The sequence below is a fragment of the Micrococcus sp. 116 genome (assembly GCF_902506395.1).
GTDB classification, from domain to species: Bacteria; Actinomycetota; Actinomycetes; order Actinomycetales; family Micrococcaceae; genus Micrococcus; species Micrococcus luteus.
On sequence record NZ_LR732370.1, the window covers coordinates 509,382 to 528,767 of the forward strand.

Annotated in this window: 20 protein-coding genes and 1 other RNA gene; 17 read left to right on the forward strand and 4 right to left on the reverse strand. The window is 73.3% G+C overall.

Annotation, left to right across the window (positions count from 1 at the left end):
- Positions 1 to 23: 23 nt before the first annotated feature.
- Complete coding sequence (locus CITRIK5_RS02405) at positions 24 to 605, forward strand: LURP-one-related/scramblase family protein (RefSeq protein WP_123244098.1); 582 nt, start codon at positions 24 to 26, stop codon at positions 603 to 605.
- 71 nt (positions 606 to 676) lie between these two features.
- The gene (locus tag CITRIK5_RS02410; protein ID WP_123244099.1) at positions 677 to 2,080 is read left to right on the forward strand and encodes an MFS transporter; all 1,404 of its coding nucleotides are present in this window, start codon (positions 677 to 679) and stop codon (positions 2,078 to 2,080) included.
- A 19-nt stretch (positions 2,081 to 2,099) separates the two neighbouring features.
- On the opposite strand, the gene CITRIK5_RS02415 is transcribed toward CITRIK5_RS02410, so the two are convergent.
- Both CITRIK5_RS02415 and CITRIK5_RS02420 read right to left on the reverse strand, forming a co-directional pair.
- Positions 2,100 to 2,678 (reverse strand): dienelactone hydrolase family protein, encoded by a 579-nt coding sequence (locus tag CITRIK5_RS02415; RefSeq protein ID WP_123244100.1) that lies wholly within the window; start codon positions 2,676 to 2,678, stop codon positions 2,100 to 2,102.
- A 578-nt stretch (positions 2,679 to 3,256) separates the two neighbouring features.
- Complete coding sequence (locus tag CITRIK5_RS02420) at positions 3,257 to 6,256, reverse strand: FtsK/SpoIIIE domain-containing protein (protein WP_119217429.1); 3,000 nt, start codon at positions 6,254 to 6,256, stop codon at positions 3,257 to 3,259.
- A 237-nt stretch (positions 6,257 to 6,493) separates the two neighbouring features.
- Between CITRIK5_RS02420 and CITRIK5_RS02425 the strand changes: the two genes are divergently transcribed.
- The 15 genes from CITRIK5_RS02425 (at position 6,494) to ssrA (ending at position 18,314) form a co-directional block, all read left to right on the forward strand.
- Positions 6,494 to 7,720 (forward strand): CpaF family protein, encoded by a 1,227-nt coding sequence (locus CITRIK5_RS02425; protein WP_041104284.1) that lies wholly within the window; start codon positions 6,494 to 6,496, stop codon positions 7,718 to 7,720.
- Positions 7,720 to 8,577 (forward strand): type II secretion system F family protein, encoded by an 858-nt coding sequence (locus CITRIK5_RS02430; RefSeq protein WP_010079080.1) that lies wholly within the window; start codon positions 7,720 to 7,722, stop codon positions 8,575 to 8,577. Before CITRIK5_RS02425 ends, CITRIK5_RS02430 begins: the two co-directional genes overlap by 1 nt.
- Positions 8,574 to 9,515: a type II secretion system F family protein gene (locus CITRIK5_RS02435; RefSeq protein WP_041104286.1), complete on the forward strand. Its 942-nt coding sequence runs from the start codon at positions 8,574 to 8,576 to the stop codon at positions 9,513 to 9,515. The genes CITRIK5_RS02430 and CITRIK5_RS02435 overlap by 4 nt, the downstream gene beginning before the upstream one ends.
- Before the next feature lie 87 nt (positions 9,516 to 9,602).
- A complete protein-coding gene (locus CITRIK5_RS02440) occupies positions 9,603 to 9,809 on the forward strand; it encodes a hypothetical protein (protein WP_010079078.1) in 207 nt (68 codons plus the stop codon).
- A 2-nt stretch (positions 9,810 to 9,811) separates the two neighbouring features.
- A complete protein-coding gene (locus CITRIK5_RS02445) occupies positions 9,812 to 10,240 on the forward strand; it encodes a TadE/TadG family type IV pilus assembly protein (RefSeq protein ID WP_036381779.1) in 429 nt (142 codons plus the stop codon).
- The gene (locus CITRIK5_RS02450; RefSeq protein WP_036313982.1) at positions 10,224 to 10,652 is read left to right on the forward strand and encodes a hypothetical protein; all 429 of its coding nucleotides are present in this window, start codon (positions 10,224 to 10,226) and stop codon (positions 10,650 to 10,652) included. The genes CITRIK5_RS02445 and CITRIK5_RS02450 overlap by 17 nt, the downstream gene beginning before the upstream one ends.
- Positions 10,652 to 11,110 (forward strand): Tad domain-containing protein, encoded by a 459-nt coding sequence (locus CITRIK5_RS02455; RefSeq protein ID WP_036381775.1) that lies wholly within the window; start codon positions 10,652 to 10,654, stop codon positions 11,108 to 11,110. The genes CITRIK5_RS02450 and CITRIK5_RS02455 overlap by 1 nt, the downstream gene beginning before the upstream one ends.
- On the forward strand, positions 11,107 to 11,841 hold the full coding sequence (locus CITRIK5_RS02460) for an alpha/beta fold hydrolase (protein WP_049147203.1): 735 nt from the start codon (positions 11,107 to 11,109) through the stop codon (positions 11,839 to 11,841). The genes CITRIK5_RS02455 and CITRIK5_RS02460 overlap by 4 nt, the downstream gene beginning before the upstream one ends.
- 12 nt (positions 11,842 to 11,853) lie before the next feature.
- Entirely contained in the window at positions 11,854 to 12,975 is a 1,122-nt protein-coding gene (gene prfB / locus CITRIK5_RS02465; RefSeq protein ID WP_049147200.1) for a peptide chain release factor 2, read from the forward strand.
- A 217-nt stretch (positions 12,976 to 13,192) separates the two neighbouring features.
- The gene (locus CITRIK5_RS02470; protein ID WP_041104337.1) at positions 13,193 to 14,260 is read left to right on the forward strand and encodes a 2,3-butanediol dehydrogenase; all 1,068 of its coding nucleotides are present in this window, start codon (positions 13,193 to 13,195) and stop codon (positions 14,258 to 14,260) included.
- 190 nt (positions 14,261 to 14,450) lie between these two features.
- Positions 14,451 to 15,659 (forward strand): acetyl-CoA C-acetyltransferase, encoded by a 1,209-nt coding sequence (locus CITRIK5_RS02475; RefSeq protein ID WP_113913915.1) that lies wholly within the window; start codon positions 14,451 to 14,453, stop codon positions 15,657 to 15,659.
- A 31-nt stretch (positions 15,660 to 15,690) separates the two neighbouring features.
- Entirely contained in the window at positions 15,691 to 16,500 is an 810-nt protein-coding gene (locus tag CITRIK5_RS02480) for a CoA transferase subunit A (protein WP_041104295.1), read from the forward strand.
- Positions 16,497 to 17,162, forward strand: coding sequence for a CoA transferase subunit B (locus tag CITRIK5_RS02485; protein WP_044659239.1), 666 nt, complete (start codon positions 16,497 to 16,499; stop codon positions 17,160 to 17,162). The genes CITRIK5_RS02480 and CITRIK5_RS02485 overlap by 4 nt, the downstream gene beginning before the upstream one ends.
- A 129-nt stretch (positions 17,163 to 17,291) precedes the next feature.
- A complete protein-coding gene (gene smpB / locus CITRIK5_RS02490) occupies positions 17,292 to 17,807 on the forward strand; it encodes an SsrA-binding protein SmpB (protein ID WP_044659238.1) in 516 nt (171 codons plus the stop codon).
- Positions 17,808 to 17,942: 135 nt separating this feature from the next.
- Positions 17,943 to 18,314, forward strand: a transfer-messenger RNA (tmRNA) gene (ssrA, locus tag CITRIK5_RS02495).
- A gap of 79 nt (positions 18,315 to 18,393) precedes the next feature.
- Here ssrA and CITRIK5_RS02500 read toward each other — a convergent pair.
- Both CITRIK5_RS02500 and CITRIK5_RS02505 read right to left on the reverse strand, forming a co-directional pair.
- Positions 18,394 to 18,840, reverse strand: a complete 447-nt coding sequence (locus CITRIK5_RS02500; RefSeq protein WP_041104299.1) for a CrcB family protein — start codon at positions 18,838 to 18,840, stop codon at positions 18,394 to 18,396.
- Positions 18,837 to 19,322 carry a CrcB family protein gene (locus CITRIK5_RS02505; RefSeq protein WP_041104301.1) on the reverse strand — a complete coding sequence of 162 codons (486 nt, stop codon included), beginning with the start codon at positions 19,320 to 19,322 and terminating at the stop codon, positions 18,837 to 18,839. The genes CITRIK5_RS02500 and CITRIK5_RS02505 overlap by 4 nt, the downstream gene beginning before the upstream one ends.
- Between the last annotated feature and the right edge of the window lie 64 nt (positions 19,323 to 19,386).

Genomic DNA, 19,386 nt, shown 5'->3' on the forward strand with positions numbered 1-19,386 from the left:
GCCCGACACGGCAGACTGGTCCCATGAGCCCCGCCTTCGACGCCGGTCGCCTCGCCCACACGGACGTCCTCATCCTGCAGCAGGTGACGAGCTTCCTGTCCAACGACATCCAGGTGACGGACCCGGACGGGCGCACCGTCGTCTCGGTGGTCACTACGGGCGGGGGCCTGGGCCGAATGCTGATGGGGAACCGCAGCTTCGACGTGGTCGACGGTGACGACGGCCGCGTGCTCTTCCGCCTCGCCGACCCGGCCACGTTCGGCCGCGACCGCTTCGCGATCCTGGACGCCGACGGGCTGCCCCTGGCCCACCTCGCCCGCCAGTTCGCGTTCCTGCGGACGTCCGTGAGCGTCGAGGTCGTGGACGGCACGTGCTTCGCGGTGATCGGCGACCTGTGGGACCACGACTACGCCATGACCGTGGGCCAGCAGCCGATCGCCCGCGTGACCGCGCGGTTCGGAGGTGTCATGAACGCCCTGGCCGGGCGCTCGCGGTACGAGATGCGCCTGGAGCCCGGCATGCCGCCCGTGGTGCGCTGCGCCGTGCTCGGCACGGCCATCGCCCTCGACCTGATCCGGGCCAAGGACCGGCGCAGCACCAGCTGAGTCCGCTGGACGTGCGGCCGTCTCGGCGGCGCCTCCGGGGCGTGCCTTGACGCCTCCCATAGGATTCGACGGTGGACTTCGGAGCGTACGGACGGCTGTTGCAGGACCCTCGGATCCGCCATCTGCTGGCGGTGGGGTTCATCGCCCGCTTCCCGCACACCGCGGCCGGGGTGATCCTCACCCTCCACGTGGCGCTCACGCTGGGGCTGGGCTACGGCCAGGCCGGCCTGGCCGCGGCGGCGATGACGCTGGGCATCGCGGTGGGTTCGCCGTGGCGGGGCCGCGTGGTGGACGCGAAGGGGCTGCGCCGCGCACTGCTGCCCTCCGTGATCGCGGAGGCGGTGATCTGGCCGATCGTCCCGTGGCTGCCGTTCTGGCCGATGCTCCTGGCCGTGTTCCTGGGCGGCGTGTTCTCGCTGCCGATCTTCTCCGTCGTCCGTCAGGGACTCGGCGTGCTCACCCGCGGCAAGGACCGGCAGACGGCCTTCGCCCTGGACTCCATCGTCACGGAGACGATCTTCATGATGGGCCCGGCGCTGGGCGCCGTCGTCGCGGCCACGTGGTCGAGCGCCCTCGGCCTGACCATCGTGGGCCTGTCCAGCGCGCTGGGCGGCATCCTGCTGATGTGGTTCAACCCGCCGACACGGTCGAGTCAGCTGGCCGTCGTCGGACCGGCGACCGAGGACCCGTACACCGAGGAGCAGGACCGTCAGGAGGCGATCGCCCAGGCGGTGACCGCCGCGCCCATGCACGTGGAGATGGCCGCCCCCAGCCTGGCCACTGGCGCACTGCCGGCCATCACGGAGGCCATCCCGATCGTCAGCGGGGCGCTGCCGGTGATCGCCGCGGACGGCTCCGGGCCGACGACGGCGCCGCGCCGGGCCCGGGCCGAGCGGCTGCGGCAGTGGCGGCGGAGCCACTTCTCCTGGGTCGGGTCGGAGGTGCTCGGCGTGCTCGTGGTGTCGATGGCGGCCGGGATCGTCATGGTCGGCACCGAGGTCTCGATGGTGGCCGAGCTGGAGTCGCAGGGCGCCGCGGCGTCGGTGGGTCTGGTGTATGCGTTCTGGTGCGGCGCCTCCGCCGTGGGCGGGCTGTTCTACGGGGCGTGGGGCCGCCAGGTGCACCCGTACCTGCTGATGGCGCTGTTCGCCGTGGCGACGGTGCCGCTCGCGCTCGTGGACGGCGTGTGGGCGCTCGCGCTGGCCTCGATCCCCTCCGGCCTGCTGACGGCGCCGACCCTGGCCTCGGCCTCGTCGCGGCTGTCGCATCTCGTGGAGGAGGAGCGGCGTGGCGAGGCGATGGGCTTCTACGGCTCGGCCATGACCGCGGGCGCCGCGATGGGCGCCCCGCTGGCCGGCGTGTTCATCGACAGCATCGCCCCGTCCGCGGGCTACGTGTTCGCGGCGGCCGCGGGCTTCGTGCTCGTGCTGCTGGCCGCCCTGGCGACGGTGGCGCGCGGGCGGCGCTCCGCCTGAGTCGGGCCCGCTCCGCGGCTCAGGCCAGGAGCTCGTGGATGCGTCGGATCAGCATGGCGGTGAGGTCCGCGTCGAAGTCCGCGGTGGAGGAGTCCATGAACAGGTGCCGGTCCGTGTCGTACTCGAAGAGGTCGGCGGGGCGGTCCGGGTGCTCGGCGGTGGCCGCATAGGAGCGGGCGGTCTCGAGGTCGCCCTCGAGGGCCCAGGGGTCGCGGGTGCCGAGGTGGATCTGCAGGGCGGTGTGGGGCTGCCAGAGCGGGGCGTAGGCGTCGAGGGCCAGGACGCCGGCCATGGCGATGCACGCGCGGAAGCCGGGGACCACCTGGGCGGCACGCCAGGCGGGCATCACGCCCATGCTGATGCCCGCGACGACGGAGGCCTCCTGGTGCTCGGCACACGCCCGCATGCCGCGTCGGCCGATCTCCTCGAAGCCGAGGTGCTGGGCGTGGGCGACACCCTCGTCCACGGTGGCGAACGTGCGGCCGTCGTAGAGGTCAGGGGTGTGGACGGTGTGACCGCCGCTGGCGATCTGTTCGGCGAGCGCGCGCACGCCGTCTGTGAGACCGAGGGCGTGGTGGAAGAGGACGATCTGCGCCATGGGTCAGAGCGTAGACCGCGGTGAGCGGCTGCCCCAGAGTGCGGGTGGGTGATCGGGGCGAAGAAGTGAGGTGGCTCGCGTCTGTCGCCACGGGTGAGTTGCCGCTCATTGCGTGGAGGGCAAGCGCAGTGTTTCTCCGACCGGTGCCCTGGGTTCTCGTTGCAGCGCTCCTCCCCGGGCGTGCTCTGCTGGGTGGGGGCGAGACTCGGGGACGCATGCTGTCGGTGCGGATGCGGAAAGGAGGCTCCTGCCCACCGGAGACTGCGCGAGCGAGCGGCGAGGAATCTTCTGCATGAGTGCCGAGGCACTCGTGCGAACGGTCACGGGGCTACTCGAGGCAGGACCGGACAGCAGCCTCCTCGCTTCATCCGTCTTGCGACCTTCGGGACGTCTTCGCCGGACGATGCGGCGTCCCCTTTGGACGGACGGCGACGAAGGGGCGCCCTGTCCGACTGCTCCTGGCGACCTCGACCACGGCATCCACGTTCGACGGAGGACGGGAGAACGTCTCGCCGGGTGGACGTCGGAGCTGAGTCCACCGTTCCGCTGCGGTCACACGGGAATCGCCGTCAGTGCGGTCACGCCGGGGCGGGAGACGCGAGCTGGCAGGGCATGCCGGGTTCGGGGACGGCGGGACTGATGTGCACGGCCCGCCCCGGCAGGGGCTCGACCTCGGTCAGCCGTGGCCAGATGAGCCGGTGCTCGGCGTTCGTCCCGGCCGGCACGAAGAAGCGGTGGGGCAGGTGCAGCAGCAGCCGGCCCGTCGCCAGCTCTCGGCCGCCGAACACCGCCAACCGCAGGCCGGCGGCGGTCGGACGGCCGAGCCAGTCGTGCACGTCCTCCTCGACCGTGCGGTAGGTGTCCCCGACGCGCAGGCCGGACCACGCGTTCCAGCCCGTGATCACCGCCGTGCCGCCGGCGGCCGCGAGCTCGCGCAGGCGGGCCAGGGCGGCCTCCCCGGCCCCCTCGACGTCCGGGGTCAGCACCGGCGTCCCGGACCGCGCGGCCGCCGCGGCCTCCCCGGTGCCGTCCAGCACGGCCACCGGCCGGCCGCTGCGCAGCGCCACTTCGACGACGGCGGCCAGCGTCTCCGCGCGACCGCCCGCGGCCTCGACGATCCATGCGGTGCGTCCCTCCGCGCCGGTCGGCCACCGCCAGGGACGGTGCCGGCCGTGGGCCGCGTCGTCGAGCAGGGCCAGGGCCGTGGCCTCCGCCCGGCGAGCGCGGTCCGGCACCCAGCGCTCCGGCAGGGCGGGGGTGACCACGGGCGGGGGTGTCGGCCAGTCACCCGCCGCGTACTTCTCCACCAGGACCGAGACGACGGCCTCCCAGGGGGCGACGGCCGGGGCGGCCGCGGCCTCGCCCAGCCGTCGCCACACGGGCGTGCCGCCGTCGACCGTCCACTGGGACGCGCGGAACGCGACCGTCGGGCGCCCCGCCGTCGAGAGGATCGCGGAGCCGGGGCGACGCGGGTCGAGCCGGGCCGCGGCGGCCGTGCCCACCAGGTCCCACGACTCCTGCTCCGTCGCGGTGCGCAGGGCGATCGTGCTGCCCAGGTTCGAGCGCAGGTCCGAGCCCACCGCACCCGTGGCCCGCTGCGTGGCCAGGATGAGGTGGAAGCCGAGGGAGCGGCCCGTGGCGGCCAGACGCTGCAGGACGGCGGCCGCGTCCGGGTGGTCGTCCACGAGCACGCGCAGTTCGTCGATCGCCACGACGAGCCGAGGCAGCGCCGCGTCCGGATGGCGGCGACGGAAACCGGGATAGTCGCTGACCCCGGCCTCCGCGAAGAGGGCCTCGCGGCGATGCAGCTCCGCCCGGATGGCGCTCAGCGCCCGCAACGAGGCCGTTCCCACGTGGTTGGTCTCCAGGCTCATCGTGTGGGGGAGCGCGCCCAGCGAGCCGAACGACGCGCCGCCCTTGAAGTCCAGCAGCAGGAACGCGACCTCGGCCGGCGGGTGGTGCGCCGCGGCTCCCAGCAGGAGGGACAGCAGGAGATCCGACTTCCCGGATCCCGTGGTGCCCGCGATGAGCAGGTGCGGACCGTCGGCGGCCAGGTCCATCTCGACGACGCCCGTCTCGTCGCCGCCCCGGGCGAGGGTCACGGTGAGCCCGTCGACGGCATCACGGGCGCCCACCTGCCCCGGTGGTGTGAGCGTGCCGTCCCCGTCGTCGGTGGGCAGCAGGCCGAGGTTCACGACGTCGTCGGCCAGCTCGGTCAGCCAGGCGACCAGGGTGCCGTCGGCGAGGCCGTCGGCGGTCACGTCCTCGAAGCGCTGTTGTTCCGCCGGGACCACGACGGTGCGCCCGCGCAGGTCGACGACGGCGTCCCCCGGCGCAGGCGACGGCCCGGTGAAGTCGTACCGCGTCCAGGGCAGATCCGTCCGGGCCGTGGGCGTCGTCCCCGCGTCGTCGCCGATGGCGGCCCGCCACGCTCGCCACGCCGGATCCAGTGCCGCGTCCTCAGGAGCCGACACCAGCAGCCGCGGGCCGGACCCGCCCGACCGCCAGGTGCGGCGGACTCCACCGGCCTCCACCACGAACGCGCCGTCGGCGGCCACCGCGTGCCGCAGGAGCTGGAACACCGCCCACCGGCAGGCCCCGGCCACATCGCGCGGCGGCCCGACCACGACGACGCGCGACTCCGGCGGTGACGTCGTCATCACGGTGCGCCGCGACGTGACGGCCTCCACCCATGCCTCGTCCGGGTCGTCCCGCGACAGGGACAGCGCCCCGATGCCGGAACCCCACGAGACCGCCACGGCCTCGTCGGCCCCCGCCGTCAGTCCGAAGCGGTCCGTCGCGCCGGAGCGGACGGCGCGGGCCACCCCACCGGGGCTCAGTGCCGCCCGAGCCCGCCGGCGGACGACCGCGTCCGCGCGGGCGGCGAGCAGCCGCGCATGCCGCAGCCGGGTGCGGCGCTGCATCGCCAGCATGACCAGCGCCACCGTCACGGACAGCACGCCGAACAGCAGGAACATCGGGTTGCCCATCATCAGGACCAGGGCGACCCCGAGCACCAGCGGGCCCAGGGCGGCCACCAGCGGGATCACGACGGACTGCCGGGCCGGTGGGGATCCGAGGTCGATGGCGGGCGGCTCCGGTGTGATCGGCCGCGGCAGGGCGGACCCGGGCCCGCGGACCAGGCCCAGGGCGGTCCGGCCCACAGGGAGCGGGCTGCGGCCGTCCCACAGGCGTCCGGTGCCCCGAGGGCCGTCGTGGACGTGCAGCCCGGTGGGCGCGAGCCGCAGACGCATCGGCCGCGACGGGGCAGAGGGATCGTCCAGCAACAGCCGCGCCTCGCCGCGTCCCACGCTCAACCCGCCCTCCCCCAGAGGGACGAGGCGGCCGGCGTCGGGTCCGTGCTCGGTGACCACCGCGAGCTCCGGCCCGCGGGTCGGTGCACTCCCGACCCGTTCCGCGTACGTCACGCTGCGCGGCCCGGCAGCGCACCGGCGCAGCGACCGGGCGGGAAAACGTTCCCGCACCGCCCGATCCTGCTCGCCCGCGTCGGCGGGGAAGTGCTCCACCCGCCACGTCTCGGGAGCGGCCCCGCCCAGGATCCGCACGCTCCAGGCCATCCCCGCCCCTCCCTCCCGAGAACGGCGACCGGCCCGTCCGGCCGCCTGGGGACGACCCTGCCACGGCCGGATGGCGGTTCGGGCGGCCTGTGGACAACTCCCCGTCGAACGGGACCGCCACCACGTTGTCCACAGTCATGGTGTCCTGGACCACACGCGTCGACGGAACGGGGTATCTTCCTGATCGAGACGTGTGCGGCGCTGGGGATGGCGCCGAATCGGGCACAGGAGGGACACATGGATGCGGTGCGCATTCTCGAGGACGAGATCCGGGAGATCGTCCGGCGGCAGGGCATTGACCCGCAGCGTGAGCACGCCCGGGTCCTGACGCTCATCCAGGACGCGGCGGCGGACTACGAGTCCCGCGCGATGGTCAGCTCGCTGCCGGACCTGGAGGATCCCGTGGCGGCGCGGCAGGACCTGTTCGACCGCATCGCGGGCCTCGGGCCACTCCAGCGGCTCATGGACGATCCGTCCGTGGAGGAGATCTGGCTGAACGCGCCGGACGCCGTCTACTGCGCGCGGTCCGGCCGCTCCGAGCTGACGGGCATCGTCCTGACCGAGGAGGAGGTGCAGGACCTCGTCGAAGTCATGTTGAAGTCCTCGGGCCGGCGGCTGGACCTGTCGATGCCGTTCGTCGACGCGGCCCTGCCGGACGGTTCGCGCCTGCACGTGGCCATCCCCGACATCACGCGGCGGCACTGGGCCGTGAACATCCGGAAGTTCATCGCCCGGGCGCGCCGGCTGGACGACCTCGTCCGGGGCGGTTCCCTCACTCCGACGGCGGCCCGCTTCCTGGACGCGGCCGTGGACGTGGGCATGAACATCCTCGTCAGCGGGGCCACCCAGGCGGGCAAGACCACCCTGCTCAACTGCCTGGCCTCGGCCATCGGCCCGCGGGAGCGGGTGATCACCGTGGAGGAGATCTTCGAGCTGCAGATCCCGGTGCGCGACGTCGTCGGGCTGCAGTGCCGCCAGCCGAACCTGGAGGGCCACGGCGAGATCCCGCTGCGCCGCCTCGTCAAGGAGGCGCTGCGGATGCGCCCGGACCGCCTGATCGTCGGCGAGGTGCGCGAGGCCGAGGCACTGGACATGCTCGTCGCGCTGAACTCCGGCCTGGCCGGCATGTGCACGATCCACGCGAACTCGGCCGCGGACGCGCTCACGAAGCTCTGCACGCTGCCGCTGCTGGCCGGGGAGAACATCTCCCGGGACTTCGTCGTCCCGACGGTCGCCACGTGCATCGACGTCGTCGTGCACTGCGAGCGCGACCGTCAGGGCCGCCGGCGGGTGCGGGAGATCCTCACCGTCGGCTCACGGGTGGAGGGCGGGGTCATCGAGACGTCGGCGCTCTTCCAGCGTGACGCCGAGGGCGACCTGCGCCTCAACGAGGGTGCGAACCTGGAGTTCGAGGCGCTCGCCCGTCGCGGCGTGGACGTCCACGAGCTGGTGGGGCTGCGCTGATGGCCGCGCTGCTGGGGCTCGCGCTCGGCTGCGGCCTGTTCCTGCTGTGGTGGTCCCTCTGGTCCCCTCCCACGGAGAAACCCGGGGCCGCCCGCCCCGACTCGCGCCTGCGTGTGCTGATCGCCCAGTCCGGCATCCAGCGTCTCAGCCCGGCCGGCGTCGTGTCCGCCATGGCCGTCGGCGGTCTCGTGGTCGGGCTGCTCGTCCTGTCGCTGACCAGTACGTGGACCATCGCCGCGTGCTTCGCCGTCTTCGGCGCGGCCGTGCCCTGGCTGCTGTTGTCCTGGCAGGCCCGCCGGCGGTCCACGGCACTGCGCGAGCTGTGGCCGGACGCGATCGACCACGCCCGGTCGGCCATCCGCGCGGGCCTGACTCTCCCGGAGGCGCTCATCCAGCTCGGGGAGACCGGGCCGGAGGGGCTGCGCGAGCCGTTCCAGCAGTTCGCCCGGGACTACCGGGCCGGAGCCCGCTTCGTGGACGCACTGGACCGGCTCAAGGCCCGGATGGCCGACCCCGTCGCGGACCGCCTGGTGGTCTCGCTGCGCCTGACCCGCGAGGTCGGGGGCGCCGACATCGGCCGTCTGCTGCAGACCCTCTCCGAGTTCCTCCGGCAGGACGCCCGCATCCGCGCCGAGCTCGAGGCCCGGCAGTCGTGGACCGTGAACGCGGCCCGGTTGGCGGTGTGCGCCCCGTGGCTCGTGCTTCTGCTGCTGGGGACCCAGCCCGCCGCGGTCGCGGCCTATCGGTCCGCCGCCGGCGGGGCCGTGCTCCTCGCCGGCATGGTGGCCTCCGTCGTCTGCTACCGCGTCATGCTCCGCATCGGCGCGCTGCCCCGGGAGAAGCGGGTGTTCGCATGACGTCCGCGCTGATCTGGGCCGCGCTCCTGGGCCTCACCCTCGGGGCGGGACTGCTCCTCATCCTGGTCACCCAGCCGGTGGGCTGGCGCCCCAGCCTCGAGCAACGGGTCGAACCGCAGCTGCGCCACCACATCCCGGCCTCCCGCCTCCTCGAGGAGGAACGTGCGGGCGCCTCACCCTGGGGAGCGTGGGGACGCATCCTCGATCCCGTGGTGCAGGCCGGAGTCGGCTGGGTCCAGCGCATCTCCCCGGGCGGGGTGGCGCTCGACCGCAAGCTGGCCGCCGCGGGGCTCGCGGTCACGTCGACGGACTTCCGTGCCCAGCAGGTCCTGAGCGGAGCCGCGGGGGCCGCCGTGGCGGCCGTCCTCGCGCTCAGCCTCACCGTCACGGGCCGCGTGCCGGTGATCACGGGGGTCGCCCTCGTGATCGCCGGCGGCATGGCCGGGTTCCTGCTCCGGGAGCAGCTGCTCTCCCTGCGGGTGCGACGGCGGCGCGAGGCCATCCTCTCCGAGTTCCCGTCCGTGGCCGAGCTGTTCGCGCTCTCGGTGGGCGCGGGGGAGAGCGCCGCCGGAGCGCTCGAACGCATCGCGGGGACGGCGCGCGGGGAGCTGGCCGGCGAGTTCCGCACCACGCTCGCCGACATGCGTGCCGGGGCGTCGCTGTCCGCGGCGCTCAAGGCCATGGGACGGCGCGTGCAGCTGGCCCCCGTCGAACGGTTCATCGGGGGCGTGCTCATCGCGCTCGACCGCGGCACGCCCCTCGCCGACGTCCTGCGCGCGCAGGCCCAGGACGTGCGTGAGATGGGTCGCCGCGAGCTCATGGAGGCCGCCGGCCGGAAGGAGATACAGATGATGGTGCCCCTCGTGTTCGGCATCCTCCCGCTCACGGTGATCTTCGCCGTCTTCCCCGGCATCTCCCTGATGCGCCTGGGGTTCTGAAGACCCACAACTGAATAGTCCATCCATCCACCCACGATCACCATCCACTCCGGCCGCACGGGCGGCCGGCCACCCGAGGAGGGGACCATGCTCCACCACCACGCCATCACCGTCCTGGCCGCCCTGCGCGCCCTCATCCACGACGACGTCCGCGACGAGCGCGGCGACGTCCCCGGCTGGGTGATGATCACCCTCATGTCCGCCGTGCTCGTGGCCGGCCTGCTGGCCCTCGCCCTGCCGGCGCTCCAGGGACTGTTCAACCAGGCCATCTCCCAGGTGTCCCAGGGCGGCTGAGCATGCCCCGGGGTGCTGCCCACGGCGCGCAGGCGCCCCGTGGCGGCCACACGGGTGTCCGCTGGCGGGACGACCGGGGCGCCGCGGTGGCCGAGTCCACCATGGTGATGACCCTGGTCGTCCTGCTCTTCGCGGCGCTGCTCCAGGCCGGCGTCGTGATCCACACGCGCAACGTGATGATCGACGCCGCCTCCGCCGGCGCCCGGTACGGGGCGCTCGCGGACCGGAGCCCCGAGGACGGCGTCCAGCGGGCTCGGGAGCTGCTCTCGGCCGGCGTGCCCGGCCAGTCCGGGGCCGACGTCGCCGCGGAGCTCACCAGCCAGGACGGGGTCCCGGTCCTGCGCGTCACGGTCTCGAGCTCGCTGCCCGGCCTGGGGTTCCTGCCGGGCCCGATCCCCGTGGAGGTGAGCGGTCATGCGTTCCGTCAATGACGTCCGCGACGAGCGGGGAGCGGCCACGGTCGAATTCCTGGGCCTCACCCTCGTCCTGTTGATCCCCGTGGTGTACCTGATGATCTACGTCTCCCAGGTCCAGGCCGCGGCGTTCGCCTCGGTCGCCGCCGCTGACCAGGCCGTCAAGGCCGTGGTCGCCGAGGCTGATCACCCCAGCGCAGGCGCCGCCCACGCCACCGTCGAGCTCACGCTGGCCGACTACGGCGTGGGCGCCGGCCAGTACGACCTGACCGTCGGCTGCGATCAGGGCGGCTGTGGCACGCTCGAACCGGGCGAGGTCGTCGCCGTGCGGGTGGACGTGGGGGTGCCCGTCCCTCTCACGCCGGCAGCGTGGTCGCTGACCCCCGTGACGGTGGGTTCCGACGCCCGGCAGACTGTGCCGAGGTTCTGATGCGCCGCCGCCTCACCGCTCGCCTGGGTCACGACGACGGGCAGACCACCGTCCTCACCGTCGGCCTGTGCGCCGTGCTCGTGGCCCTCATGCTGGTCATGCTCGCGGTCACCACCGTGCAGTTGCAGCACCGCCGCCTGCAGTCGCTCGCGGACTCGGCCGCCATCGCCGGGGCAGAGGAGCTCGGCTTCCGGCTGGGGGAGGACCCGGGCGTCGTGCTCTCCGACGACGACGTCGCCGCCTCCGCCAGCGCACACCTCGCGGCCGTCGGTGCCCAGGAGGCCGTGCCCGGGCTCGGCGGGATGAACGCCCGCGTGGCCGACGACGGCACCACCGTCGTCGTCACCCTCGACGCCCGGGCCGATCTGTTCGCCATGACCGGCCCGTTCGCGGGGACACTGCCCCTGTCGGTCCCCCTCGAGGCGACGGGCAGCAGTCGCACTAGCCTGGCCCGGTGATCCGCTTCCTCCACGGCATCGGTGGCCGGCCCGCCCACTTCGAGCCCCTTGCTGACGCCCTCGGCGCCGTGGCCGACCTCGCCGCCTCGCCCGCCCTGCCCGGCCACCCGGGCACGGACGCCGGCGGTCAGGGCCGCCCCCGGGCCGCACGGCCGGCGACCGATGCGGACCCCGTCCTCGACGCCGCCCGCACCTGGGCGGCGCAGGCCGGCCCCGTGCCGGGGCTGCTGATCGGCCACAGCACGGGCGGGGTCATCGCGCTGCGCGCCGTCGCCGACGGGCTGGTGCGGCCCCGCGCCCTCGTGGTCATCGACTCGAACGTCCCGGTGACGGACACCGCCCTGGCCGCCCGGGCGGCCAAGGCCCGCCTCGCCGCCCGCCCGGACTGGCGGAGCGTGCTCCGCGCCTCGCTCGCGCGGGACCTCCTCGTCCCGGAGCCGTGGCGCGAGCGGATCCTGACCGACCTGGACGCCACGCCGGACCATCCGATGCGCGAGCTCTGGGCCGCCGTCCTCGCCGCGGACACCCGTGCCCTCTGGGCCGGCATCACCGTCCCGACGCTGTACGTGCGCAGCACCCGGGACGTCCACCAACGGGACCTGGACGCGGTCACGCAGCACGCCACCGTCGTCGATGTCAGCACGGGCCACTGGCCGCACGTCACGGAGCCCGAGGCCGTCGCGGCGGCGATCCGCCGCTGGCACACGACCGGCGTCCACCCCACGCGGTAGGCTGGCCGAATCATGGCTGACACTGACTTCTCCGCGGAGATCGACTCCCTGCGCCACACCCTGGCCTCCATCGAGCAGGTCTCGGACCTCGACCGCATCAAGGCGGACATCGCCGAACTGGAGCAGCAGGCCTCCGCACCGGACCTCTGGGACGACCCGGAGGAGGCCCAGAAGGTCACCTCCAAGCTCTCCCACCGTCAGACGGACCTCAAGCGCATCACCTCCCTGGAGAGCCGCATCGAGGACCTGGAGACCATGGTCGAGCTCGCCGCGGAGGAGGACGAGCCCTCCCTCCTCGACGACGCGAACCAGGAGCTGACCTCCATCCGCAAGGCCCTGGAGGAACTCGAGGTCGTCACGCTGCTCAGCGGCGAGTACGACCAGCGCGACGCCGTCGTGACCATCCGCGCGGGCGCCGGCGGCGTGGACGCGGCCGACTTCGCCGAGACCCTCATGCGCATGTACCTGCGCTGGGCCGAGCAGCGCGGCTGGTCCACCAAGGTCATGGACACCTCCTACGCGGAGGAGGCCGGCCTGAAGTCCGTCACCTTCGAGGTCAACGCGCCCTACGCGTTCGGCACCCTCTCCGTGGAGGCCGGCACGCACCGCCTCGTGCGCATCAGCCCCTTCGACAACCAGGGCCGCCGCCAGACGTCCTTCGCGGCGGTCGAGGTGGTGCCGCTGATCGAGTCGGACGACTCCATCGAGATCCCCGAGTCCGAGATCAAGGTGGACGTGTTCCGCTCCTCGGGCCCCGGCGGCCAGTCCGTGAACACCACGGACTCCGCCGTCCGCATGACGCACCTGCCCACCGGCATCGTCGTGTCCATGCAGAACGAGAAGTCGCAGATCCAGAACCGTGCCGCCGCCCTGCGCGTGCTCCAGTCCCGTCTGCTGCTGCTGCGCAAGGCCGAGGAGGACGCGAAGAAGAAGGAGATGGCCGGCGACGTCAAGGCGTCCTGGGGCGACCAGATGCGCTCCTACGTGCTGAACCCGTACCAGATGGTCAAGGACCTGCGCACGGGCCACGAGGAGGGCAACCCCTCCTCCGTGTTCGACGGCCACATCGACGATTTCGTGGACGCCGGGATCCGCTGGCGCGCCGAGCAGGTCAAGGCCGCCCAGGAGGACTGAGCCCCACGGCGCGGCCCCGCCGCCCAGGCCACCACGACGCCGGCCCGCACCTCCGCAGTGAGGCGCCGGCCGGCGTCGCCGTTCAAGCCCCCGCAGGGGCCTCGGGCCTGGCCCGGGAGACCGGCCCGGTGGGATGCTCGAAGCACCGGGCAGGCGCCCCCGCGCGCCGGTCCGGCACCAGACTCCATTCCCACCCAGGAGGTCGACCAGCATGACCATGCGCGCCGCCCGTTGGCACGGCAAGAAGGACATCCGCATCGAGGAGATCGACTCGCCCACGGCCGGCCCGGGGCAGGTCCTCGTGGACGTCGCGTGGTGCGGCATCTGCGGCACGGACCTGCACGAGTACCTCGAGGGCCCGATCTTCATCCCGCCGGCCGGGCACCCGCACCCGATCTCCGGCGACGCCGCCCCCGTCACGCTCGGCCACGAGATGTCCGGCACCGTCGCCGCCCTGGGCGAGGGCGTCACGGACCTCGAGGTCGGCCAGAAGGTCGTCGTGGAGCCGTACATCGTGCGCGAGGAGGACCGGGACCGACCGGACTACAACCTCGCGCCGGACATGAACTTCATCGGCCTGGGCGGCGACGGCGGCGGACTGGCCGAGCAGATCGCGGTGCAGCGCCGCTGGGTCCACCCGGTGGCCGACTCCGTGCCTCTCGACCAGGCCGCGCTCATCGAGCCGCTCTCCGTGGCCCACCACGCGTGGGTGCGGGCCGGCTCTCCGACGTCGGGCGTGGCAGTGATCGGTGGCGCCGGCCCCATCGGCGCGCTCACGGCGGCCGTGCTCAAGGGCAAGGGCCTGACGGTGTACGTCTCCGAGCTCTCGGAGCTGCGCCGCCAGAAGGTGCTCGAGGCCGGCGTGGTAGACGAGGCATTCGACCCCCGCGAGGTGGACGTGCCCGCGAAGATCCGCGAGCTGCACGACGGCCAGGGCGCGGACGTGGGCTTCGAGTGCACCTCGGTGGACGTGGTGCTGGACATGCTGCTGGACGCGGTGCGTCCCGGCGGGGTGATCGTCAACGAGTCCATCTGGGGCCACGAGCCCGCCGTGGCCCTGCACAAGCTGGTGATGAAGGAGATCGACCTGCGCGGCACCATCGCGTACGCGAACGACCACGCGGACACCATCCGCATGGTCGAGGACGGCGCCGTGGACCTCGCGCCGTTCATCACCGGCAAGATCGGCCTCGACGACCTGGTCGACCAGGGCTTCGAGACCCTCATCCACCACAACGAGACGGCCGTGAAGATCCTCGTCTCGCCCACCGGCCAGGGCCTCTGAGGCTCCGGCCCGATCCCCGGACGTCCCGACGACGGCCCGCACCCGCGCGCTGCGGGTGCGGGCCGTCGTGGTCCCTGTGCCGCGGCGCGCCGTCACAGACGCGTCGCTCCCTGGCGCGCCTGTGACCGGGGTCATAGACTGCATTTGAGTGAATCGTGATGAACCGAGTTGAACGTCCCAGGAGGACCGCATGACCGCCGAGCTGCCCCAGCCTCAGCCCACCGATGCCGTGATCGTGGGCGGTGCCCGCACGCCCTTCACCCGGCTGCTCTCGCAGCAGGCCGACCTGCGCGCCGTGGACCTGGGCGCCCACGCGATCACGCACGCGCTCGAGCGCGCCGGCGTGGCCCCCGAGGACGTGGACATGGTCTACATGGGCCAGGTCGTGCAGGCCGGCGCGGGCCAGAACCCGGCCCGCCAGTCCGCGCTCGCCGCGGGCATCCCGTTGAACGTCCCGGCCATGACGATCAACAAGGTGTGCCTGTCCGGCCTCACCGCCGTGATCGACGCCGCCCGTCTCATCCGCCTCGGCGAGGTGGACGTGGTGGTGGCCGGCGGTCAGGAGTCCATGACCAACGCCCCGCACCTGCTGCCCGGCGCGCGCAAGGGCTTCAAGTACGGCCCGGCCACCATGCTCGACGCCGTCGCGTGGGACGGCCTCACCGACTCCCTGAGCCACGAGGCCATGGGCGAGCTGACCGAGTCCGGCAACGGCGAGCGGAACATCGCCCGCGCCGAGCAGGACGAGGTCGCCGCGGCCTCGCACCAGCGGGCCGCCCGGGCCCAGTCCGAGGGCGTCTTCGAGGGCGAGATCGCCCCGGTGGAGATCCCGCAGCGCAAGGGCGACCCGCTGGTCGTCTCCCAGGACGAAGGGGTCCGCCCGGACACGACCGCCGAGTCGCTGGGCGCCCTGCGCCCGGCGTTCGCGAAGGACGGCACCATCACGGCCGGCAACTCCTCGCCCCTGTCCGACGGCGCCGCCGCCCTCGTGGTGACCTCGCGGGCCTTCGCCGAGGAGAAGGGCCTGACGATCCTCGCCACGGTGGGCGCACCCGGCCAGACCGCCGGCCCGGACAGCTCGCAGCTGCACTCGCAGCCTTCGGACGCGATCGCCGCGGCGGTGCGGAAGCAGGGCTGGGACGTGGCCGACCTTGACTTCATCGAGATCAACGAGGCGTTCGGCGCGGTGGCCGTGCAGTCCCTGCGCGACCTCGGCTACCCGCACGAGAAGACCAACATCCACGGCGGCGCCATCGCCCTGGGCCACCCGATCGGCGCCTCCGGCGCCCGGCTGGCCCTGCACGCCGCCCTCGAGCTCGACCGGCGCGACGGCGGCCGCGCGGCCGTCTCGCTCTGCGGCGGCGGCGGCCAGGGCGAGGCCCTGATCCTCTTCCGCTGACAGACCGCCCCTGACAGAAAGGACCCCGGACATGGCTCTCGACAAGACCGTGGCCACGCCCGCCGAGGCGGTGGCGGACGTGCCGGACGGCGCGTCCCTGGCCGTCGGCGGCTTCGGGCTCTCCGGCAACCCCGTGCAGCTCATCGAGGCCCTGCTCGAGCAGGGCGCCACGGACCTGTCCGTCGTCTCCAACAACTGCGGCGTGGACGGCTGGGGCCTGGGCATCCTGCTCGGCGCGCGCCGGCTGCGGAAGATGACCTCCTCCTATGTGGGGGAGAACAAGGAGTTCGCCCGCCAGTACCTCAAGGGCGAGCTCGAGGTGGAGCTCGTCCCGCAGGGCACCCTCGCGGAGAAGCTCCGCGCCGGCGGCGCCGGCATCCCGGCGTTCTACACCCGCTCCGGCGTCGGCACCCAGGTGGCCGAAGGCGGCCTGCCCATGCGCTACGACGCGGACGGCACCGTGGTGAAGTCCTCGCAGGCCAAGCCCACGGACACGTTCGTGCTCGGCGAGGGCTACCTCAGCCAGACCCCGGACGAGCCCGAGACCTATGTGCTCGAACGCTCCATCGTCACCGACTTCTCCCTCGTGCACGCGTGGAAGGGCGACCGCCACGGCAACCTCGTGTTCCGCAAGGCCACCCGCCAGTTCGGCCCGCCCGCGGCCATGGCCGGCCGCGTGTGCATCGCGCAGGTGGAGGAGCTCGTCGAGCCCGGCGAGATCGACCCGGATGACGTGCACCTGCCCGGTGTCTTCGTGCACCGGATCGTGGAGGTCGGCACGGACATCGAGAAGCGGATCGAGAAGCGCACCGTGCGCGCGTCGGGGGAGGGGCGGGCATGAGCGAGCAGACCACCGGGCGTCCCCAGGGCCTGAGCCGCGACCAGATGGCGGCCCGCGCCGCGCAGGAGCTGCCGGACGGCGCCTACGTCAACCTCGGCATCGGCATGCCCACGCTGATCCCCAACCACATCCCCGCCGGGCGGTCCGTGGTGCTGCAGTCCGAGAACGGCATCCTCGGCACGGGCCCGTACCCCACGGAGGACGCCGTGGACCCGGACCTGATCAACGCGGGCAAGGAGACCGTCACCGTGAACCCGGGGGCGTCCTTCTTCGACTCCGCGCTGAGCTTCGGCATGATCCGCGGCGGCAAGATCGACGTCGCCGTCCTGGGCGGCATGGAGGTCTCCGCCGCGGGCGACCTGGCCAACTGGATGGTGCCCGGCAAGATGGTCAAGGGCATGGGCGGTGCGATGGACCTCGTCCACGGCGCCGGCCGCGTGATCGTCATGATGGACCACGTGTCCAAGGACGGCACCCCCAAGATCGTCGACCAGTGCACCCTGCCGCTGACCGGCCGCGCCGTCGTCGACCGCATCATCACGGACCTGGCCGTGATCGACGTCGTCGGCACCCCGGAACAGCCCCGCCTGGCGCTCGTGGAGACCGCGCCCGGCATCACCGAGGAGCAGGTCCGCGCGCTCACCGGCGCGCCGCTGGACTGAGCCGACGACGCCGCCCCGCGGCCCCGGCGCACCGCCTCGGCGGGCATCGGGCCGGCACGGGATAGACTGGACGGCCGCGCCCTGATCGGGGCGCGGCCGTCGCCGTGGACGCTGGAAGGACGTGAGGCCATGGGCAAGAACAGCAAGGGCAAGGCCGCCAAGCAGCCGGCCCCCGGCGAGCGCCAGGTGATCGCCAACAACAAGAAGGCGCGCCACGACTACACCATCCTCGACACGTACGAGGCCGGCATGGTGCTCACCGGCACCGAGGTGAAGTCGCTGCGCGAGGGCAAGGCCTCGCTCGTGGACGGCTTCGCGGTCTTCTACCGGGACGAGCTGTGGCTCGAGCAGGTCTACATCCCGGAGTACCTCAACGGCTCGTGGACCAACCACGCCGCCCGCCGCCGCCGCAAGCTGCTGCTGCACCGCGCCGAGCTGACGAAGATCTCCCGCCAGATCCAGGATCCGGGCCTGACCATCGTGCCGCTGTCCCTGTACTTCCTGAACGGGCGCGTGAAGGTGGAGATCGGCGTCGCGCGCGGCAACCGCGAATACGACAAGCGGCACAAGCTGCGCGAGCAGCAGGACAACCGCGAGGCCCAGCGGGCCATGCGGATGCGCAACCGGCGCGCCGGCGTGGCCTGAGCGCGGTGGACCCCTTGGGAATGCCTCGGGGGCGTGCTACGTTGTATCTCTCGCAGGGCCGGTTTCAGGACCGGCGGGCCTCGCGCCCTCCGCCTGCAGTGGTGATTGACAACCTCATAGAGGAGTCGCCCCCATGGGGCCGATCGGTTTCGACGGTGTGTGTCGCGTCGGGAGAAGCGGGCCGAGGATGCAGAGTCATCTCGTCAAACGCTCTCTGCAAACCAATAAGTGCCGAATCCAAGCGCACTGACTTCGCTCTCGCTGCCTGATCAGTGATCGAGTCCGTCACCCCGAGGTCGCTGTCGCCTCGGATCGTGGCGTCAGCTAGATAGCCACTGGGCGTCACCCTCGCCGGGGGTCGTGACGCCGACATCAATCCGGCTGGGTCCGGGTTGGCCGCCCGTCTGCGGGACGGCCAGGACCGAGCAACACCCACAGCAGACTGCGCCCGGAGAAGACCTGGCAACACCTCATCGGACGCGGGTTCAATTCCCGCCGGCTCCACTCACCACCACGGGAAGGCCCCGGAATCACCCCGATTCCGGGGCCTTCGTCGTGTCCATGCCGGTGTGCGGCGGCCCGCCCCTCAGCCGGCCAGGACGGCGTGCAGGCCCAGGCCGGCGCCCCAGCCGACGACGACGGCCACCAGCCCCAGCCCCAGATGCGCGGTCCACAGGCGGGCGGCTGTGCCCCATCGACGGGCGAGCGCGGCGTCAGCCGCCTCAGCGGCCACGGTGGACCACGTCCCCAGGGCGAGGCAGAACCCGGACACCACGGCGGACACCGCCGCGACGAGCACGAGCCCCTGCCCGTCGCCCCAGCTCTCGGAGGCGTACACCAGCTCCGGCACGGCCAGGCCGACGGTGACGCCGAGGAGCAGGGCCGCCGTCGTGTTGGCGGTGAGCAGACCCCGGGGGCCGAGCCGGTCGGTCAGGCGCCGGCGCACCAGGGCGCCGAGCGCCCCGCCCGCCGCGAGGCAGGCCAGGAGGGCCACCTGGAGGAGAGCGAAGACCTCGTATCCCGCGCCGCTCATGCGTCCTCCGCCGAACGATCCGTCCCGACCGCGCGCGACCCCGGGGCGCCACCGGCGCGCAGGCCGAGCACGGCCGCCGCCGTCGAGAGTGCAGCCATCAGCGCGAGCACCAGCAGCACCGCTACCGCCGCGGCGAGGACGCCACCCGCCCCGGACGCCGCGGCGCCCAGCCGCACCGGCCACAGCACCAGGGCGACGGCGCTGGAGATGGTGGTGAACGCACCGAGGAAGCCGGTTCCCAGCCCCGCCACCAGGCGTGGACGCCAGTCCGGCCCGCGGCGTCGCGAGGCCGCCCACAGCAGGCCGAGCAGGAACGAGCCGAGCACGTTCACCACGAACAGCGGCAGGGCCTGGACCAGCACGTCGACCGCCCCGAACGCGGCGCCGAACGTGCCGCGGAAGTTGGGCGCCCCGGCCAGCGCGGTCACCGCGTTCATCACCCCCGCACCGCACAGCACGCCCGCGGCACCGCCGAGGGCCACCGCACCCGCAGTGCCGGGCCGGCGATCTGTCCCGCGCCCGCCCCTCCGGTCGGCCGTCGTCTCC

Bases quoted from the DNA above. Each gene is read 5' to 3' on its own strand.
- CITRIK5_RS02425 (WP_041104284.1), top strand. From the start codon at position 6,494: ATGGATGCGGTGCGCATTCTCGAGGACGAGATCCGGGAGATCGTCCGG.
- CITRIK5_RS02440 (WP_010079078.1), top strand. From the start codon at position 9,603: ATGCTCCACCACCACGCCATCACCGTCCTGGCCGCCCTGCGCGCCCTC.
- CITRIK5_RS02430 (WP_010079080.1), top strand. From the start codon at position 7,720: ATGGCCGCGCTGCTGGGGCTCGCGCTCGGCTGCGGCCTGTTCCTGCTG.
- CITRIK5_RS02415 (WP_123244100.1), bottom strand. From the start codon at position 2,678: ATGGCGCAGATCGTCCTCTTCCACCACGCCCTCGGTCTCACAGACGGC.
- CITRIK5_RS02445 (WP_036381779.1), top strand. From the start codon at position 9,812: ATGCCCCGGGGTGCTGCCCACGGCGCGCAGGCGCCCCGTGGCGGCCAC.
- CITRIK5_RS02405 (WP_123244098.1), top strand. From the start codon at position 24: ATGAGCCCCGCCTTCGACGCCGGTCGCCTCGCCCACACGGACGTCCTC.
- smpB (WP_044659238.1), top strand. From the start codon at position 17,292: ATGGGCAAGAACAGCAAGGGCAAGGCCGCCAAGCAGCCGGCCCCCGGC.
- CITRIK5_RS02455 (WP_036381775.1), top strand. From the start codon at position 10,652: ATGCGCCGCCGCCTCACCGCTCGCCTGGGTCACGACGACGGGCAGACC.
- CITRIK5_RS02485 (WP_044659239.1), top strand. From the start codon at position 16,497: ATGAGCGAGCAGACCACCGGGCGTCCCCAGGGCCTGAGCCGCGACCAG.
- prfB (WP_049147200.1), top strand. From the start codon at position 11,854: ATGGCTGACACTGACTTCTCCGCGGAGATCGACTCCCTGCGCCACACC.
- CITRIK5_RS02475 (WP_113913915.1), top strand. From the start codon at position 14,451: ATGACCGCCGAGCTGCCCCAGCCTCAGCCCACCGATGCCGTGATCGTG.
- CITRIK5_RS02420 (WP_119217429.1), bottom strand. From the start codon at position 6,256: ATGGCCTGGAGCGTGCGGATCCTGGGCGGGGCCGCTCCCGAGACGTGG.
- CITRIK5_RS02435 (WP_041104286.1), top strand. From the start codon at position 8,574: ATGACGTCCGCGCTGATCTGGGCCGCGCTCCTGGGCCTCACCCTCGGG.
- CITRIK5_RS02470 (WP_041104337.1), top strand. From the start codon at position 13,193: ATGCGCGCCGCCCGTTGGCACGGCAAGAAGGACATCCGCATCGAGGAG.
- CITRIK5_RS02500 (WP_041104299.1), bottom strand. From the start codon at position 18,840: ATGAGCGGCGCGGGATACGAGGTCTTCGCTCTCCTCCAGGTGGCCCTC.
- CITRIK5_RS02480 (WP_041104295.1), top strand. From the start codon at position 15,691: ATGGCTCTCGACAAGACCGTGGCCACGCCCGCCGAGGCGGTGGCGGAC.
- CITRIK5_RS02450 (WP_036313982.1), top strand. From the start codon at position 10,224: ATGCGTTCCGTCAATGACGTCCGCGACGAGCGGGGAGCGGCCACGGTC.